Source organism: Nonomuraea sp. NPDC049655 (assembly GCF_044465465.1).
Lineage (GTDB): Bacteria > Actinomycetota > Actinomycetes > Streptosporangiales > Streptosporangiaceae > Nonomuraea.
This window is the reverse complement of sequence record NZ_JBITLS010000010.1, coordinates 430,283-447,375: the sequence shown is the minus strand read 5'-3', so window position 1 is coordinate 447,375 and position 17,093 is coordinate 430,283. Positions and strand designations below refer to the sequence as shown.

At 75.4% G+C, this 17,093-nt stretch carries 11 protein-coding genes; 8 read left to right on the top strand and 3 right to left on the bottom strand.

Annotated elements, in window-relative coordinates:
- Positions 1 to 111: 111 nt before the first annotated feature.
- Genes ACIBQ6_RS31770 through ACIBQ6_RS31760 form a run of 3 tightly spaced genes read right to left on the bottom strand, consistent with a single transcriptional unit; the run spans position 112 to position 5,731 of the window.
- Complete coding sequence (locus tag ACIBQ6_RS31770; RefSeq protein ID WP_358285108.1) at positions 112 to 3,159, bottom strand: chromosome partitioning protein ParA; 3,048 nt, start codon at positions 3,157 to 3,159, stop codon at positions 112 to 114.
- Between the two features lie 44 nt (positions 3,160 to 3,203).
- A complete protein-coding gene (locus ACIBQ6_RS31765; RefSeq protein ID WP_397216330.1) occupies positions 3,204 to 4,535 on the bottom strand; it encodes a hypothetical protein in 1,332 nt (443 codons plus the stop codon).
- On the bottom strand, positions 4,532 to 5,731 hold the full coding sequence (locus ACIBQ6_RS31760; RefSeq protein ID WP_397216328.1) for a hypothetical protein: 1,200 nt from the start codon (positions 5,729 to 5,731) through the stop codon (positions 4,532 to 4,534). Before ACIBQ6_RS31760 ends, ACIBQ6_RS31765 begins: the two co-directional genes overlap by 4 nt.
- A gap of 151 nt (positions 5,732 to 5,882) precedes the next feature.
- On the opposite strand from ACIBQ6_RS31760, the gene ACIBQ6_RS31755 reads away from it, so the two are divergent.
- The 8 genes from ACIBQ6_RS31755 (at position 5,883) to ACIBQ6_RS31720 (ending at position 16,948) form a co-directional block, all read left to right on the top strand.
- On the top strand, positions 5,883 to 8,018 hold the full coding sequence (locus tag ACIBQ6_RS31755) for a fibronectin type III domain-containing protein (RefSeq protein ID WP_397216326.1): 2,136 nt from the start codon (positions 5,883 to 5,885) through the stop codon (positions 8,016 to 8,018).
- A gap of 13 nt (positions 8,019 to 8,031) precedes the next feature.
- On the top strand, positions 8,032 to 9,030 hold the full coding sequence (locus ACIBQ6_RS31750; protein ID WP_358285117.1) for a MoxR family ATPase: 999 nt from the start codon (positions 8,032 to 8,034) through the stop codon (positions 9,028 to 9,030).
- Positions 9,031 to 10,131 (top strand): DUF58 domain-containing protein, encoded by a 1,101-nt coding sequence (locus ACIBQ6_RS31745; protein WP_397163797.1) that lies wholly within the window; start codon positions 9,031 to 9,033, stop codon positions 10,129 to 10,131.
- Between the two features lie 116 nt (positions 10,132 to 10,247).
- Positions 10,248 to 12,377 (top strand): DUF3488 and transglutaminase-like domain-containing protein, encoded by a 2,130-nt coding sequence (locus tag ACIBQ6_RS31740; protein ID WP_397216324.1) that lies wholly within the window; start codon positions 10,248 to 10,250, stop codon positions 12,375 to 12,377.
- An 8-nt stretch (positions 12,378 to 12,385) separates the two neighbouring features.
- A complete protein-coding gene (locus ACIBQ6_RS31735; RefSeq protein ID WP_397216322.1) occupies positions 12,386 to 13,336 on the top strand; it encodes a winged helix DNA-binding domain-containing protein in 951 nt (316 codons plus the stop codon).
- A gap of 377 nt (positions 13,337 to 13,713) precedes the next feature.
- Positions 13,714 to 14,298, top strand: a complete 585-nt coding sequence (locus ACIBQ6_RS31730; protein ID WP_397216320.1) for an RNA polymerase sigma factor — start codon at positions 13,714 to 13,716, stop codon at positions 14,296 to 14,298.
- Complete coding sequence (locus ACIBQ6_RS31725) at positions 14,291 to 15,334, top strand: hypothetical protein (protein WP_397216318.1); 1,044 nt, start codon at positions 14,291 to 14,293, stop codon at positions 15,332 to 15,334. Before ACIBQ6_RS31730 ends, ACIBQ6_RS31725 begins: the two co-directional genes overlap by 8 nt.
- A gap of 99 nt (positions 15,335 to 15,433) precedes the next feature.
- A complete protein-coding gene (locus ACIBQ6_RS31720; protein ID WP_397216316.1) occupies positions 15,434 to 16,948 on the top strand; it encodes a heparinase II/III family protein in 1,515 nt (504 codons plus the stop codon).
- Positions 16,949 to 17,093: the final 145 nt, after the last annotated feature.

Below are 17,093 nucleotides of genomic sequence, written 5' to 3'. Positions count from 1 at the left end.
TCAAAACCCACAGCCACTACGACCAAGCAACCGCCTGGTCACACCACGACTACGACCTCACCGCTTGACACTCAACGTCCAGGGATGTCTGACCCGCCCTCCCCGCGCCCGCTACACCGGCTGCTCGACCGGCTGGCTGACCGGCTGGCCCCGGTCGACGTACGCGGCCAGCGCGCGCACCCGCTCGGCGTGCTGGTCGTGGCCGACGATCACCGGCGGCTCGTTGTACGGCATCGCGTCCGACGACCGCCGCAGCTTGACGTACTGGCCGCAGGCGTCGATCGCGTACGGCTCCATGTCGTCCTGGAGCGCGCCGATCACCGTGATGCCGTACGTCTCGCCGATCCGCCGGAACAGCGCGACCGCCTCCCTGCGGTGCTCCTTGCCCAGGTTGCGGCCGAGCTCGTCGAGCACCAGGCACAGATGGCCGCCGCCGGAGGACGCGATGGCCGCCGCGCACACCAGCTTGACGGCCTTCTCGTCCATGAGCGCGGTGTTGGCCCGCCGGTTGTACGGCACGAACCCCTGCCCCTCGCCCCGCCGCCACTTCGGCGTCACCCGCCACTGCCAGCGCTGCTCGGGGTCGGCGGGCGCGGGCGGCACCGGGAACTCCAGCGTCGCGCCGTAGCCGCCGTAGGAGGTGTCGAGCTTCTCGAACTCCTCGGCCACCCGCGTCAGCCTCGCCTTGATCGCCGCCGTCAGCGCCGCCCGGTGGACGGCCGTGGACTGCGCCGCCTCCTCCGCGCCCCGGGCCGCCGCCGCCAGGTCGCGCTGCCGGGTGACGACCTGCGCCTCGATCTGCCGCCGCTGGTGCTTCTCGTACTCCTCCTGGCCGCGCAGGTAGGAGGCCAGCGATCCGCACACCGCCGCGAACGTCGCCTGCTCGCGCGCCGTGCTGCCGCCCCGCTCCGACAGCAGGAACGCCAGCTCCTCCGGGATCTCGGCGTCCTCCTCGGGGAAGGTGTCGCGCAGCGCCTGGTCGAAGTGGCGTTCGGCGACGCGCCACCACTCCTCGGCCGCGCGCGGACGCTCCTCCTCCGGCAGCGCCGCGATCCACTCGCGGGCGGTCTCCACCGTGCCGCCCCAGTCGGCGGCCAGCGCGTCGAGCCGCAGCGCCTCGCGCTCGGCGGTGACCTTGGCCTCCTGCTCGCGGGCCTGCGCCCGCTCGCTCTCGTGCCGCTGCCGCCGCCCGTCGAGCCGTTCGATCTCCATGTCGCGGGTACGGGCCCGGAAGTCGAGCGCGCCCGCCTGCCGCTCGGCCTCGGCGACCTTCGGCGCCAGCTCCTCGATCGCCGCGTTGAGCCCGACGAGCCGGTCGCGCCGCTCGGCCAGCCTGGCCTCCAGCTCCGCCAGCCGCACCCCGGCCCGCGCGCCCTCCAGCCGGCGCTGCGCCTCGGCGACGGCCTCCTCGGCCTCGCGCACCACCTCCGCGGCGCTCTCCTGGGCGTCTTCGGCGCGGTTGAGCCGCTGGCCGGCGGCCTTGATGCGGGCCTCCCGCCCGGTCGCCACCCCGTCGAACGCCCCCACCACGCTCACCCCGGCCGCGCTGACCAGCACGGACCCGGGCAGCCCGGCCAGGGCCTGCGCCGCCTCGCCGAGCCGCGCGGCGTCGACGATGACGGCGTGCTCGTGCGGCCAGCCGCGCAGGCGGGCGCCGGGAAGGGCGGCGTCGCGGGCCTGCTCGGCCACGTCGAGGGCGTCGAGCAGGCCGGTCGCCCCGACACCCGCCGCCGACAGCGCGTCGAGCTGGGCCGCGGCCGGGCCGCCCTCGGCGTCGTCGAGCGCCGCCCGCGCCGAGGACACCTCCTGGTCGGCGACGCCGAGCGCCTTGAGCGCCTCGTTGAGCCGGAGCCCGGCCTGCCGCAGCTCGGCCTCGGCGGCGGGCACGTCACGTCCGTCGGCGAACCTGCGGGTCTCCTCCAGCGCCGGGATCGCGGCGCGCAGCTCGTCGGCGGAGTTCTCGGCCACCGCGCGGTCGGCGTCGAGCTTGGTGGTACGGGCCTGCAGGGCGGCCAGCTCCTTGCGGGCCTGGGACACCTGTCGGTCGAGCGTGTCCTCGCGCAGTGTGGCGATCTCGGCCTTGACCAGCGCGATCTCCTCGGCCGCCGACTCGCCCGCGGCGCGGTGGCGGCCGAGGTCGGCGGCCAGCAGCTCGTCCTTGGCGGCGGCGTCGGCGAGCTTGCGCGCCTGCCTGCCGCGCCAGCAGCGCAACGCCTCGGCCAGGCGCACCCGGGCCTGGTCGCGGCGGTCGAACGTGCCGAGCAGCGCCTTGGACTCCACCTCGAACTCGGCCAGCCGGTCGGCCGCCTGCGCCGCCCGCACCCGCTTGGCGTGCTCGTCGCGCCGGGCCTCGCGCTCCTGCTCCAGCTCGGCGTCGAGGCCGGTGAGCGCCGCGATGGCCTCGAAGACGCGCTCGGGGGAGATCTCGTTGAGCGGCTGGGAGAGCAGGTTGGTGGCGACCTTGCTGCGCACGGACGTGGACAGGAACGACACGCACCTGACCCGGTCGCCGTAGAGCACCTTGGTCAGGTCGCGGGCCACGACGTCGCGCTTGCCCGCCGACCTCGGCAGCGACGCCCAGATCTCGTCGGCCCGCGCCACCCGCTCGGCCTCGGACGGCGAGGCGGCCAGATGGACGCCCTCCCGCCAGCGGATCTCCAGGTGCGGAGCCTCCTGGTTGACCTTGAGCCACACGGTGATCGCGCCGCCCGAGGTGTCGGGCACCTCGAACAGCTCCCCGCTGTCCTGCTCGCCCTCCTCGCCCGCCTCGGTCAGGGTGAGGTCGGGCGCGGCGACCGGCTCGGGCGGGGCCGGCGGCGGGGCGAAGGAGTCCATGCCGGGCGGGCCGAAGACGCCCACGATGTAGCCGTGGTCGGCGCTCGCCCACTGGCGGGCGCCCGCGCCGCTGGCCAGCTCGGCGTTGAAGAGCAGCTCGGAGACCGCCTTGGCGCCCGAGGCGAAGCGCCACTGCTCGTCGCCGAGCAGCGCCGTGATCGAGGCGATGAACGACGACTTGCCCGCGCCGTTGGAGTCTTTGGGGCCCGCGCCCGCGACGACGATGAGCGTGCCGGGGACCGTGGGCACCGGATGGGTCGAGAGCCGTGAGATGTTGACCGCCTGCACGGCGATCAGCACCCGGTCTCCGACGACGTTCTCCATCTGCGACACCCGAACCCCCGTAACCCTTCCATCTGTCATGACGTTCACTGCGCCGACCTGCGGGCGCGTACGGCCGCCGCGAGCGGCGTGTGCGGGCCGGCGGCGAGGATCAGCTCCTCCTGCAGCCGCCGCCGGGCCGCCGGCGTCAGCCGATGGAACTGCGGGCCCGGGACGTAGCCGCCCGCCTCCTCCCCGGCCTTCACCTGGGCCAGCAGGCCGGCGTGGCGCAGCGTGCGCAGCGCCGACTCCAGCTCGCCGATCGGGACCTGGGTGTGGCGGCGCAGCTCCTCGACCGGGGTGGGGTGCGGCGACAGCCAGGAGTCCTCCGGCAGCAGGCCCTCGGCCCGGGGGATCGCGACAGAGTGGACCAGCACCAGCGTCAGCACCGCCCGCTCGCTCACGCCGAGCCCCGCGCCCGCCGCGCCCGTCGGCGGGCGATCCGCCGTCGCCGCGCCCGCAGCCTCCAGGGCCGCCTCCGGCTCGGGGGCGGGGGACGGGGGCTGGGCCAGGGCGGCCGTGTGGGTGTCGTCGTAGCCCGAGGTCCAGCGTTCGCGCAGCTGGATGAGGACGCGGCCGCGGCGGGCCAGCATCTCGCCCAGCGTGTGGCGCAGCGCCGGGTCGCGCAGCGCGGCGAAGCGGCCCTCGGCGACCGGCTCGGCGGCGTGCTCGACCACCATGTACGCGGCCACCAGCTCGGCCCGCCGCCGCTCGTCGTAGGCGCCCAGCAGGTCGTCGAACTCGGACACGCCGAGCTCGGCCCGCCCGCCCGCGCCGGGCAGGGGCAGGACCGCCGCGGCCACGATGTCGGCGTCGCCCACCACCGTGAGCTCCGGCCGCTCGGGCTCGGGCAGGCGGCGGACCAGCTCCTGCAACTGGGCGTGCGACTCCGCCGGCCACAGCGCGCAGCGCGGCCCGAGCGTCACCACCCCGTCGTCGAGGACGATCCACGCCGAGTCGTGCAGCCGCCGCAGCGCGCCGCGCGCCCAGTTGCGCATCAGGTCGTCGGTACGCCCGATCAGCGCCCGGTAGGTGTCGAGCACCAGCTCGACGGGCGCCGGGTCGCCGGGCCACGGATCGACGGAGAGATCGTTCCAGCAGCACTTGAGCGTGGCCGCCAGCACCCGCCGCGTCTCGCCGGCCCGCTCCACCGGGACGGCGGCGATCTGGTACTCCTCCAGCAGCGCCGGTGTCACCCCGTCGGGCCACACCGGCAGCGCGTGCCCGGTGGAGTCGGGCCGGGTCAGACGGGTCATCCCGGCGGGCGCGGGCACGCCCGCCCCCAGCCGCAGCGGCCCGCCGGAGCGCGCCCGCGCGTGGGCGAGCGCCTGACCGGCGGACCGGCCGCGCTCGGAGGCCGGAGAACCGGTGGACGTCATGAGGTGCGCTCCAGGTAGCCGTGGGACAGCCAGGCGGGCTCGCCGTCGGGGTCGACGGTCAGGCCGTCGGACCAGGTGAGCCGGTAGGGGAGCTCGGGGCGCAGGTCGGCGGTGGTCAGGTCGGCGAGCAGGCGGCGGGCGGCGGGCCAGTCGGAGCCGATCACGTCGGCCAGCGCGACCCGGGAGGCGGCGCCGAGCAGCGACTCGGCCACCTGCGTGAGCCGCTCGACGGCGGCCCCCGGCGAGGAGTCGAGCGAGCCCTCGGGCCCGGGGTCGGGCAGCGCCGAACGCGGGGGAGTGGGCTGGACGGGAGCCGGCCGCGGCGCCTCGTCGACCGCCCGCGCGACGGCGGCCGGATCGTGCCACGGCGCGGGCGCGTCGAAGACGAACCCGTCGAGCACCGAGGCCAGCCGCTCCTTGGAGGCGGTCTGGGCGAACGTGCGCCACGTCTCGGTGGGCAGCAGCGTCAGGTTGCGGGTCGTGCCCGCCGAGTCGGCCAGGCGGCCGGCGGCGCGGCGCGAGGCGTCGCTGTAGGAGTAGATGGACGCGCGCAGGTCGGTGCAGACCCGGTCGAGCTCGGGCCAGCGGGTCAGGATCGTGCCGTGCAGGCCCTGGGCGCGCCGGGCGATCTCCTCGGTGCCCCAGAGCTTGGGGGCCTGCTCGCGCAGCTCCTCGATGGTGCCCGTGGTCAGCGTGATCAGCTCCAGGGCCCAGAGCCGGAACGCGCGCGCCAGGTTGACCGCGCTCTGCCGGGCCTCCTCGCCGGTGGTGCGGGGGTCGGCGACGTTGAGGTCTTCCAGGGCGAGCAGGCGGTGCATCTCGGACTGGCCGCCGTCGTCCATCATGCGGCGGATGAACATCAGGCCGACGACGCTGGTGAACGAGGCGCGGTAGCGGAGCTGGTTGGGTTTGGGGAACACCTCGCGGATCGCGCCGAGCCCCTTGAGCACCCGCAGCCGGTTGTCGAACTGGTCGCTGGGGTAGGCCCGGCAGACGAAGCGCATCTGCTCGTGCGTCAGCCACTCCTCGCCCGCCTCGGCGAACGCCGCGAACAGCGTCTCGGCGATGTCGACCAGCGCGGGGTCGTCGACCACCGCGCCGCTGTCGCGGGCCAGCGCGGCGAACATGCGGCGGTAGGTCGACAGCACCGCCTCCTCGGAGAGGGCGGCGTCGAGGGTCAGGGGCTGTTCGGACACGCGCACTAAGGTACGGCTTCACACCGACAGACACGGAACCCGGCGCGGGCTACCAGCCGGTACGGACGCGGATGGGACTCCCGCCCGCTAGGGTGATCCAGGTTAAAGCGGGGCAAACTCTCTGTGATCGCACATACGGGGTGAGTAACGGTTGTCCATCCGTGTGCTCGGCGGGGACCGGGCGACGGCCCTGATGGCCGGTGGGGCGGCCGTGCTCCTGGTGGCCGCGGCGGCGTGGTTCGGCGTGGGCGTCTCCAGCGCCAATCCGGAGCTGGCCGACGTCGGCGCGTGGCTGTGGACCAAGGCCAAGGGCAGGGTCGTGCACGTGAACGGCCTGTCGGGCGAGGTGGACGGCTACCTCGACGACAAGGCCGGCAAGCAGTTGCGCGTCGTCCAGGACGGCACGAACGTGCTGCTCGTCGACGACCGCACCGGCTTCGTCAGCCGGGTCGAGCCCAGCCAGCTCACCGTCACCCAGACCCGCGACCTCGGCGCGGCCGGGACGCAGCTCGCCGTCTCCGGCGGCACGGCCTACGCCGTCGATCCGGCGGCGGGCCGCGTCCAGCGCATCGACCCGGTCACGCTGAACGCCGTGGGCGCGCCCGTCACCCTGCCCGGCCCGCTCGGCGCGGCCAGGATCGACGGCGGCGGCAGGCTGTGGGTGCCGGTGACCGCCAGGGGCCAGGTCGTGCCGGTGTCCGACGGCGTCGCCGCGACCCCCGTCAAGGTGGGCGAACCGGGCGAGGAACTGGCCGTGACCATCGCCGGCGGACTGCCCGTCGTGGTCAACACGCGGGCCGCCACCGCCGTCACCGTCGGCGCGGACGGCGGCGTCGGCGAGATCGCCCTGCCCAAGGAGGTCGCGCGGGCGGCCAAGGGCGGCGTGCTCACCCCGGCCTCGACCGAGGGCCCGCTCGTCCCGGTGCTGACGCCGGGCGGCTCGGGGCTGCTCGTCGTGCTCGACACCTCCTCCAACGCCGTGCTCAGCACCAGGTTCGCGACCGGCGACCCCGCCGGGCTCGGGGTGCCGCAGGTGCTCGGGTCCAAGGTGTACGTACCGGACAAGAGCCGTGGCGCGCTGATCGTCTGGGACAGCGCCGCCGGCGGGCGGCCCACCACCCTCCAGGTGGCCGACGGGCCGGGCCCGGTGGACGTGTTCGTCAAGGACGGCCTGCTCTGGGCCAACGACGAGAACGGCGACAAGGCCCTGGTCATCGACCCCGAGGGCCGCAAGCACGACGTGGACAAGGACGACTCCGACGTACCGGGGCCGACCAACACCCCCAAGCCCAAGCAGACCCCGCTCCCCGACCCCACGACCCCCGACCCGCCGCCGGACGATCCGCCCGAGACCAGCGAACCCGACCCGACCAGGACGAAGCAGACCGAGCGGCCCCGCCACCCGGCCAGGACGGCCACGCCGACCCCTGCGACCACCCCGACCCCGACCCCGACGCCGACGCCCACCGCCGCCCCCGGCGCGCCCGGCGCGGTGACCGCGCGGTCGGGCCCCGGCCGGGTGACCGTCACCTTCAGCCCGTCCACCGGCGGCAAGGTCGAGCGCTACACGCTCAAGGCGTCCGGCGAGGGACGGCCGGAACCGCAGTCGGTGAACGCCGACGGGCCCTTCCAGTTCGAGTTCACCGGCGGCGACTGCGCCCAGGAGTACACCTTCGTCGTCGTCGCCCACTGGCCGGGCGGGGAGGTGGAGTCGGAGCGGAGCGCGGGGGCCAGGCCCTGCGTGGCGCCCGCGGCGCCGTCGAACTTCGCCGCCAGGCCCAGGAACCGGGGCGCCGAGCTGACCTGGAGCGCCCCCGAGAACGGCGACCCGAGCGTGACCTACCAGCTCAGCGGCGCGGTCGCGAACGACGCGATCAAGGGGACGTCGTTCAGCGTGGACGGGCTGAAGAACAACGCGAAGTACGCCTTCAAGCTCAAGGCCACGAACCAGGCGGGGGAGAGCCCGGACGTCGCCTCCGTCGAGGTGGACCTGACCTACCCGAGGCAGCAGTACAAGAACGCCAACAACAACGTGGTGGACACGCTGGTCCGCCCCGCCGCGACGAAGACCGGCGAGGCGGGCCGCATCCCGAAGGGGCAGTACCTCTCGATCACCGTCATCTGCCAGGTCAAGGGCCAGAGCGTCACGGAGGACGAGAGCAAGGAGACCAGCGACGTCTGGAACAGGATCGAGTGGAACGGCGGCGTGGCCTATCTGAGCGAGACGCTCATGACCACGCCCCGCGGCTCGTTCCCGGCGCCGCCGCTCTTCGAGTGCACCGACTGAGGAGGGGGACCGGTTGACCCAGTACAACTACCCGGACCAGATGGCCCAGGCCCAGCAGCCCGCCGCCCTGGCCGGCCAGTTCGCCCAGCGGTTCCAGCTCCTGGCCGGCAACATCGAGCGCGTCGTCCGCGGCAAGCGCGAGGCCGTCGAACTGGCCCTGATCTGCCTGTTCGCGGAGGGCCACCTGCTCGTCGAGGACGTCCCGGGCACCGGCAAGACCACCCTCGCCCGCTCGGTCGCGGCCAGCGTGGACGCCGAGTGGCGGCGCATCCAGTTCACCCCCGACCTGCTGCCGAGCGACATCACCGGCGTGTCGATCTTCAACCAGGCGCACCAGAAGTTCGAGTTCCACCAGGGCCCGGTGTTCGCCAACATCGTGCTCGCCGACGAGATCAACCGGGCCTCGCCCAAGACCCAGTCGGCCCTGCTGGAGGTCATGGAGGAGCGCCGGGTCACCGTGGACGCCGAGCCGCACCCGGTGCCGCGGCCGTTCCTGGTGGTGGCCACGCAGAACCCGGTGGACATGGACGGCACGTACCCGCTGCCCGAGGCCCAGCTCGACCGGTTCCTGATGAAGATCTCCGTCGGCTACCCCGACCACGTCTCGGAGGTCGAGGTGCTCAAGGGCGGGCCGACCGGGCCGCAGGTCGAGCGGCTGCCGGTGGTGGCGCGGGCGACGGACGTGGCCGGGATGATCGACTTCGCCTCCCGGATCCACGTGGCCGACCCGGTCTACGACTACATCGTCGGGCTGTGCGCGGCCACCCGTACCAGCCCGCACCTGCGGCTGGGCGCGAGCCCCCGGGGAAGCCTCGCGCTGCTGCGCGCCGCCCGCGTCAGGGCGGCCGCCGCCGGGCGGCACTACGTGGTGCCCGAGGACGTCAAGGCGCTGGCCGTCCCGGTGCTGGCGCACCGGCTGATCGTCACCCCGGAGGCCGAGCTGCGCGAGATCGGCGCGGCGTCCGCGCTCGGCGAGATCCTCGCCGGGATGCCGGTGCCGCAGGCGGCGTAGATGCGGCTCACGGCCCTGTTCACCCCGCTCGGGTGGGCCACGCTCGCGGGCTCGGCGGCGCTCTACGCGGCGGGCTTCGCCCTCGGCTACCCCGAGCCGGTCGTGCTGGCCACCGGCGGCGTGCTCGCCCTGGCCGCCGCCCTCGCCTGGACGGCCCCCGCGCCCGACCTGGAGGTGCGGCGCGAGGTGACGCCGCTCAAGGTGCCGAGGGGCGAGGCGGCGGTCGCGGTGCTGAACGTGGTCAACCGGGGCCGGCGCGGCCTGTCGGGGCTGCGCGTCCAGGACCGCGTCGGGACGTCGGAGCACCTGATCGGTCTGCCGCGGCTGCCCAGGAACGCCGCGCGCACCGTCTCCTACCCGCTGCCCACCGACGTGCGCGGCGAGATCCCGGTCGGGCCGCTGCTGCTGGTCCGGGCCGACCCGTTCGGCCTCACGCGCCGGGTGCGCCGGTACGGCGACGCCGTCACCCTCCTGGTCCGCCCGCGCACCGTCGCGCTGTCCGTGCCGCCGTCCGGCCGGGCCCACCACCTGGAGGGGCCCACCAGCGACAACGCCCCCAGCGGCACCGTCACCTTCCACACCCTGCGCGAGTACGTCGTGGGCGACGACCTGCGGCACGTCCACTGGCGCTCCAGCGCCAGGACCGGCACGCTGATGGTCCGCCAGCTCATCGACGCGAGCCTGCCCACCACGACCGTCGTCCTGGACACGCGGGAGCTGACCGAACTGGCGGTCGACGCGGCGGCTTCCGTGGCGGTGGCGGCCGCCCGCGCCGGGTTCCCGGTGCGGGTGCTGGCCGGCGAGCGGGCGGCGGCCGACGCCAAGGCCGACGCCGACCCCGACGCGATCCTCGACCGGCTCGCCCTGGCGCGGCCGGGCTCGGCGGGCGTGGGGGAGATCATGCGGGTGGCGCGCGGCGGCGGGTCGCTGGTGCTGGTCACCGGTGACGCGGCCGAGGCGGGACGGGCGGCGGGGGTCCGGCGGCGCTTCGACCGGGTGATCTGCGTGCTGACCGGTCCGGGGTCGGTGAGCGTGCCCGGCGTCACGGTCATCCCCCTCACCGACCTGGCCGCCCTCCCCTTCGCCTGGACCCCCCGATGACACCCCCACAACCCCCCGCGCCCGCCTTCGGCCCTCCCGCGCCTGTCGTGCCCGCGCCCGCTCCGGTTTCTCCCGCCCCCGCCACCGCTTCTCCCGCGCCTGTCGTGCCCGCGCCCGTGCCCGCGCCTGTCGTGCCCGTGCCCGCGCCCGTGCCCGCTCGTGTCCCTTCTGCGCGCGCGTCCGGGGTGGGGTGGCGGGGAGGCGTCGGGCTGGTGGTGGTGGCGGCCGTGGCCGGGGTCGCCGGGTGGGGGTTCCACCGGGTCTTCCCCGGCGCGGAGCTCCTGCTCGCGATCGCGCCCGCCGCCGTCGCCCCCGTCCTGGTGGCGGCGCTCACCGCGCGGCGGCCCCTGTGGCTCGCGCTCGCGCTCGACCTCGTCGCCTGGCTCGCCGGGACGATCCCGCTCTACCACGGCCTGGCCCCCGGCGTGCTCGCCGACGTGGCCGACGCCTGGCACGCGCTGCTCACCACACTGCTCCCCGCCCAGCCGGAGCCGCGCCTGCTCGTCCTCGTGCACACGCTCGTCTGGGCCGCGGCCGTCATCGGCGCCGAGACCCTCACCCGCACCCGCACCAGGATCGCCGCCGCCGTCCCCGCCCTGGCCGTGTTCGCCGCCGCGCTGCTGCTCGGCGTGGACGGCGAGGGCTCGAACCTGCCGGTCGCCGCCGCCCTGTTCGTGCTCGTCGCCGCCCTCGCCCTGGTCCGCGACGACCGCTCGCCGCTCTGGCTGCTCGGCGGCCTGCCCGCCGCCGCCGTCCTGGCCGCGCTGGCGCTGGCGGTGGGGCCGCTGCTGCCCGTGGCGGCGCAGCCGTACGACCCGAGGCAGGACGCCGATCTGCCGCCGCCCCGGCGGGTGGACAGCGTGAGCCCGCTCGACCGCGTGTCGGGCTGGCTGCAGATCCCCGACAGGGAGCTGTTCACCGTCAAGGCGGACAAGCCGCTCAACTGGCGGCTGGCCGTGCTCGACCGCTACGACGGCGTGCGCTGGACGTCCGGGGCCCGCTTCCGTCCCACGGGCGGCCGGGTCCCGGAGGGGGAGTGGACGGGGGCCGCCCGGGTCGTCCGGCAGCGGGTGACCTTCACCGGGCTGCCGGGGACGTGGCTGCCCGCCGCCGAACGGCCGGTCGAGGTCGACGGCGTCCCCGGGCTGGCCGCCGACCCGCAGAGCGGCGCCCTGCTGGCCGACCCCGCCGCGGGAACCGGCAGGCGTCCCGGCAAGGGCTTGGCCTATGAGGTGACGTCCAGGGTGCCGGAGCCGTCCAAGGAGGACCTGCTGGCGGCCACCCCCGCGCACGACGACGCCGCGCTGACCGCGTTCCCGCCCGGGCCGCAGGAGAAGCTGTTCCGCGAGCTCGCGCAGGAGGCGACCAAGGGCGCGGACGCGCCGATCAAGCAGGCGTACCGGCTGCAGAGCTACCTGCGCACCAGCGCCTCCTACGACGTCACCGCGCCGCCCGGCCACTCGCTCAAGGGCCTGGAGTTCTTCCTGCGGACCACGCACCGGGGCACCTCGGAGCAGTTCGCGGCGACGTTCGCGCTCATGGCCAGGACGCTCGGGCTGCCGTCGCGGGTGGTGGTGGGCTTCCGGCCGGGACAGGCGTCCGGGGGCGTCTACCACGTCAGGTCGGGGCACATCATGGCGTGGGCGGAGATCAAGTTCGAACGGCTGGGCTGGCGGCCGTTCTACCCCACGCCCGGCCGCAGCGGCGCCAAGGACGACCACGACGTCGTCTCCTCGTCGATCAAGGAGAGCGAGCAGCTGGAGGGCGAGTTCACGCGCGGGGGCGGCGACCGGTCCGGCACGGCCCGCCCGAAGGCCGGGGAACAGGGCGCGCGGCCCGGCGGCGGGCCGTCGCCCTGGGTGCTCGCCGCGGCCGTGGGCGGGGGCCTGCTGGTGGCGTACGCGGTGACGGCCGCCGTGCTGCCCTGGTGGCGCAGGCGGTCCAGGAGACGCGGCGGGGCGCCCGGCGACCGGGTGCTCGGCGCCTGGCGGCAGACCTGCGACGACCTGCGGCTGGGCGGCAGGCGGACGCTGACCGCCGAGGACGTCCTGACCGGCCAGCCACCCGACATCACCACCCATCTCAGGCCGTTGGCCGAAATTTCAAACTTCGTCCGGTACGCCCCCGACGACGTCACCGACGCCGACGCCGCCCGCGCATGGGACAGCAGCGACGCCGTCCGCCGCGCCGCCCGCTCGCGCACCCCCCTCCCCACCCGCCTGCGCGACCGCCTCCTCCTGCGATGATCCCGTCCATGAGAAGCGTCGAGGCCCAGCTCCTGCACCGCCCGCCCGGCCTCACCGCGGCCGACGTCGTCCGGCACCTGACCGCGATCCAGGCCCAGGACGTGCCCTCCGCCCTGCTCGCCTTCCGCGCCCGCTCGGCCACCCTCACACCGTCCGGCATCGAGGCCGCCTGGCGGGCCCGCGAGATCGTCAGGACGTGGGGCCCGCGCGGCACGCTGCACTTCGTGCACGCCGACGACCTCCCCTGGATCCACGCCCTCACCAGCAGCGACACCGCGGCCCTGCGCCGCCTGCGGCAGGAGGGCGTCACGGGAGACGACCTGCTCCCGCTCGCCGTGAACGCGCTCGCCGGCCAGGGCCCGCTGACCAAGGCCGAGCTGACGGAACGCCTCGCCGGACGGGCCCGCGGCCAGGGCGTCGTGCACCTGATGGCGCTGGCCGCCCATCACGGCCTGGCGGTGCTCGGCCCGTCCAGGGCGGGCAAGCCGACGTACGTGCACGCGGGCGACTGGCTCGGCGCGCCCGTCGTGCCCGAGCCCGACCGCGGGAAGGCACTGAAGGAGCTGGCCGTGCGCTACCGCCGCGCCCACCACCCGGCCACCCCCGAGGACCTGGCCGCCTGGTCCGGCCTGCCGCTCGGCGAGGCCCGCGCCGCCTGGCGGACGAGCGCCGCCCAGGACCCGCCCGAGCCCGGCGAGCCCGTGCTGCGCCTCGCGCCCGCCTTCGACGAGTTCCTGATGGGCTGGCGCGGCCGGGACGGCGTCCTGGCCCCCGAGCACGCCGCCGAGGTGTTCCCTGGCGGAGGCGTCCTGCGCCCGGTCGTGCTGGCCGGGGGGACGGTCGCGGGCGTGTGGTCCAGGAAGGGCGCGCAGGTGAGCGTGCAGCCGTTCGGCGAGCTGCCCGAGGAACTGGTCCGGGCGGAGATCGAGGACGTCCACCGCTTCCTCAGCGGCCGCTGACCCCCCGTCCTCGCCGCGCTCTTCCTGGCCGAGCCCGTCCTCGCCGGGACTGTCCTGGCCGAGCAGCGCGGCGGCCACGGCGTCTGCACCGCCGGCGCCGGGAAGACGGGCACGGGCGGCCGGGCCAGGAACGGCAGCCCGCCGCGCGACACCGCCAGCAGCCGGGGCTCGTTCCCGCTCGGCAGGTAACGCAGGCCGCCCGGCCCGCCACACCCGCCCGTCCCCGTGGCCCACCCCGACCAGGGCGATGACCAGCTCCCCCGTGCCATCCGCCTACCCGGAAGAAAGGCATGTGACCGTTGGGAGGGAATTGTCGTGAACGCGATCCGGCACATCGGGTGATAAGAGAAGAACCACTTGACGCACGGAGGCTGGACATGACGGGGGAGACCATCACGACGGCGGTGCCGTGGGCCGCCCGCGCGCCCGGCGAGCGCACGCTCGACGAGCGCTTCGAGGAGGTGTTCGACCGGTACTTCGGCGAGATCCACGCCTACGTCGCCCAGCGGCTCGGCCCCGACCACGCCGAGGACATCGTCGCCGAGACCTTCCTGACCGCCTTCCGCAAGCGCGCGCACTACGACCCGTCGCGGGCGGGCGTGCGCGCCTGGCTCTACGGCATCGCCACGAACCTCATCGGCAAGCAGCGCCGGCTGGAGGCCCGCACACTGCGGGCGCTCGGACGCTGCGGCCCCGACGGCGACGCGCCCGGCCACGAGGAGGCCGTCGCCCTGCGGGTCAGCGCCCAGAGCCTTCGTCCCAACCTGGCCGCCGCCCTGGCCGAGCTCGACCGGCGCGACCGCGACGTGCTGCTGCTCGTCGCGCTCGCCGGGCTGAGCCACGACGAGATCGCCACCGTCCTCGGCATCCCGTACGGGACCGTGGGGTCGCGGCTCAGCCGGGCCCGCAAGAAGCTGCGCGGCCTGCTCGGCACGCACGTCCTGGAGCCCACCCATGGCTGACCCCCGCCTTCCCGCCTCGGAGCAGCCCGGCTCCGCTCCCGACCCGCGCTCGTCCTCCGTTCCCGAGCAGTCCGGGCCCGCTCCTGACCCGCGCTCGTTCCCTGGCGGTGACGACCTGCGGGTCGTCCGGGACCTGTATGGGCATCCGGCGCCCGCACCCTACGCCCAGGCCAGGGTGTGGCGGCGGGTGGCGGCCGCGCGCCGCCGCCGGCGCCTGACGCGGCTCTCGGCGCTCTCCCTGGCCGCGGCCACCGCCCTCGCCGTGGCCCTCATGCTGGTCAGAGGGACGCCGTCCGCCGTGCCGGGCCGTTCGATCCTGCTCGCGGCGGCCAGTACGGCGGCCTCCGGGCAGCAGGCGACCTACTGGCACATCAGCCGGCTGCACGACGGCGACCGCCTCACCGAGCTCTGGGCCACCAGAGACGGCCGAGCCTGGACCTGCACCTCCACCTCCACCCCTTCGGCTCCCACCTCCACCGCCGCTCCTACGACTCCCACCTCCACCCCTGCCGCCTCCGCGTCGCACCTGGGCCGCGTCGCCACCCCCGCCCCCCCCTCGGGACCGGCCCATGAGGGAAGCTGTGCGGGGCGTGGGCGGGTCGTCCCGGTGACGGGCCGGGCGCCGTTCACCATGGCGGGCCGCGACCTGACGTTCCGCCAGATCCAGGAGCTGCCCGCCGACCCCGCGGCGCTCAAGGAGCGGGTGGCCGCGATGTTGCCCGCCGGTTCGGCGGGCCTGCTCGCCGACGCGCTCAGCGGCCTGCTGTGGAGCAAGCCGTCGCCTCCCGCCGTACGCGCCGCCGCCTACCGGGCGTTGGCCGACCTGCCCGACGTCCGCTACCTGGGCGGTCGCGCCGACCCGCTGGGCCGTCCCGGGGAGGCGTTCAGCTATCCGCTCCCCACCGGCGTCCGGCGGACGTTGATCATCGATCCGGCCACCTCCCAGGTCCTCGCCGGCACCGACGCGGGCGGGACCGGCGGCTCGCAGATCGTCCTCACGGCAGGCTGGACCGACCAGGCCCCCAACCTGCACTGAGCCGCGTTCCCTCCCACCCCGACCTGCACTGACCCCACCCCGGCAGGCGCGTGACCGCCGCGCGGCGAGTTCAGCGCGCCCCGAAACAGGAGCCGCGACGTGTTCTGGCGTGCCCGCACGACCACCGGCAGGGCCATCTGCCTGAGCGACCAGTTCCCCGCCGCCGACGTCGCGGAGGTGATGGACGGACGGGTCCGCTTCGCCGGCCTGCCGCCCGCCGACCTCGGCACGGAGATCGACTGGACCGCCGACCCGTACGGCAACCGCTCCTGGGCGCTGAACCTGCACACGCTGCGCTGGGCGGGCCGGCTGGTCGCCGCGTACGAGCGCACGGGCGAGCGGGCCTGCCTGGAGCGCGCCGCCGACGTGACCGCGCAGTGGATCAGCCGGAACCCGCGCGGCGGCCACGAGCTGAGCCCGTGGGCGTGGGCCGAGCACGCCGTCGCCCTGCGCGCGCCCGTGCTGGTCTGCCTGAGCGAGCACGTGCGCACCCCGCAGTTGTGGGCGAGCCTGGCCGAGCACGGCGAGGTCCTGGCCGACCCCGCGCTCTACCGCGCGGGCCACAACCATGGGCTGGACCAGGACATCGGGCTGCTGCTCACCGGCTGCCGCCTCGGCCGCGCCAAGTGGCGCGACCTGGCCGTACGCAGGATGACCGGATCCGCCGAACTGGCCGTCGACGCCCAGGGCGTGCTGCACGAACAGGCCCCCCGCTACGGCCTGTACGTGCACCGCCGCCTCGGCGTGGCCCTGCGCGCGATCGGCGAGAGCGGCGCCGAGCCCCCGGCTCGCCTCGCCGCCCGCCGGACCGCCCTGGAGGGCTACATCGCGCACGCCACCCAGCCCGACGGCTGCCTGACCCCCATCGGCGACAGCCCGGCTGACACCCGCGCCCCCGGCTTCCCTCACGAGGGCCCTCTCGTACGCGTCTTCGACGCCGGATACGTCTTCGGCAGGACCGCCTGGGACGACCCGCGCTCGGCCCACTACTCGATCAGGTTCGGCCCCGGCCGCCGTCTGCACGGCCACGAGGACCACCTCGGCGTCACCTACAGCGCCCAGGGCCGCCGCATCCTGGTCGAGGCCGGGTTCCACTCCTACGAGCGGACCGAGTACGCGGCCTGGACCCGTACCCCGCAGGCCCACAACGTGCCCGTCCCGGACGGGGACTTCCGTCCCGGCACGGCCACCCGCCTGGTGCACGCCGACCTCGCCCCCGGACGCCAGGAGTTCGAGCTGGCCGACGACGCCTACGGGGTGACCAGGACCCGCCGCGTGTTGGTCGGGCACGGCGAGGACGTGATGGCCGTACGCGACTCGGTCCCGTCCGGGACGCTGCGCAGCCTGTGGCACTTCGACCCCGCGCTACGACTGGTCGAACGGCGGACGGACGCCGTGGTCCTCGGCGACGGCGACTGGCGCGTCACACTGCTCCAGCGGCCCGCGTCGGGCATGGAGGTGGGGACCACGACGGTCTCCACCGGCTACCTGCGCACGGCGGAGGCGGTGACGGTCACGTCAGGAAGCGCAGCCGAGGTACTGACCATGATCCTCCCCGGCACCGACACCCCAGCCACCACCCACCTCCCCCTGCCATGGACCCCTTCTCCTTGACCCACAACCCGTGCACCTTCTCAGGCACCCAGCCACCGCACCCTCGTCACCACCAGCCCCCACGACCGCCTCGCACACCCCTACGACCCGGCGCAGGCCCCCGGACCAGGAACCACGGCACCGGGCGCGCGATGTCGCCCACCAG